1 protein-coding gene and 1 pseudogene are annotated in these 1,274 nt (G+C 70.2%); both read right to left on the bottom strand.

Going from position 1 to position 1,274, the window contains the following annotated elements:
• Positions 1 to 1,043: ABC transporter ATP-binding protein (locus BACI9J_RS23450; RefSeq protein ID WP_159736726.1), on the bottom strand; the 1,043-nt coding region annotated here is incomplete at its 3' end.
• A pseudogene (locus BACI9J_RS23445) lies at positions 1,030 to 1,274 on the bottom strand (ABC transporter permease); the annotation flags it as partial. The pseudogene BACI9J_RS23445 and the gene BACI9J_RS23450, both read right to left, overlap by 14 nt.

The raw sequence follows: 1,274 nt of genomic DNA, 5'->3' as shown, positions 1-1,274 counted from the left end.
TCGTTGAGGGTCGCGGCCTCGCCCACGACGGGCAGGCCGGGCTCGACGCCGTCGGGGATGCGGTCGAGGCGCTCGAGCTGGCGGCGCGACGGCCACCCGATCGGCCGCTGGCGGTGGTCGACGACGACGGCGTGCTGGTGCCCACCGGCCTCGTGCATCCGCTGCAGCACGGCCTTGACCTCTTCGCCGGGCGAGCACGTCACGGCCGACTCGACCTCGACGTCGCGCACGCGGTTCAGCGTGAGCTGCTTCAGACCGGCGCCGGAGCCGATGAAGTTCTCGACGAACTCGTTCGCCGGCTCCGCCAGGATCCGCTCCGGGGTGTCGTACTGCACGATGTGCGCACCCTCGGTGAAGATGACGATCCAGTCGCCGAGCTTCACGGCCTCGTCGAAGTCGTGCGTGACGATGACGATCGTCTTGTGCAGTTCCTCCTGGATACGCAGGAGCTCGTCCTGCAGGCGCTGGCGGGTGATCGGGTCGACCGCGCCGAACGGCTCGTCCATGAGCAGGACGGGCGGGTCCGCGGCGAGCGCACGGGCCACGCCGACGCGCTGCTGCTGGCCGCCGGAGAGTTCGCGGGGGAACCGGTCCCGGTAGGTGTCGGGGTCGAGCGAGACCAGGTCGAGCAGCTCGTCGACGCGCGCCGCGATCTTCTCCTTCGACCAGCCGAGCATCTTCGGCACGATCGCGATGTTCGCCGCGACGGTCATGTGCGGGAAGAGACCGCCGGCCTGGATCACGTAGCCCATGCGGCGGCGGAGTTCGTCGCCGTCGATGCCGGTGACGTCGTCGTCGCCGACGACGATCCGGCCCTGGGTGGGCTCGATCAGGCGGTTGATCATCTTCAGCGTCGTCGTCTTGCCGCAGCCGGACGGGCCGACGAGCATGACGATCTTGCCAGCCGGGATCTCGAGCGTGATGCCGTCGACGGCGGGCTTCGACTGCCCGGGGTACCGCTTGGTGACCTCGTCGAGCAGGATGCTGCGCCCGGTGACGTCCCCGTCGGGCGCGGTGGTGGTGGCGGAGTCAGTGCTGGACACGGATACCTCTCGAGATGGTCAGGCGGCCGAGGCCGATGAGGAGCAGGTCGAGGACGAGGGCGAGCAGGACGACGCCGACCACCCCGACCACGACGGAGGACAGGGCGTTGGCGCCGCCGAGGCGGGACAGCACGGAGAAGATGAAGCCGCCGAGTCCGGGGCCGAGCGCGTAGGCGGCGATGGCGGCGATGCCCATCACCATCTGTGCGGAGACGCGGACGCCGCTCAGGA

Source organism: Arthrobacter sp. 9V (assembly GCF_902506065.1).
Classification (GTDB): Bacteria; Actinomycetota; Actinomycetes; order Actinomycetales; family Micrococcaceae; genus Arthrobacter.
The sequence above is the reverse complement of the archived record's forward strand: the minus strand, read 5'-3'. Positions and strand labels throughout refer to the sequence as shown.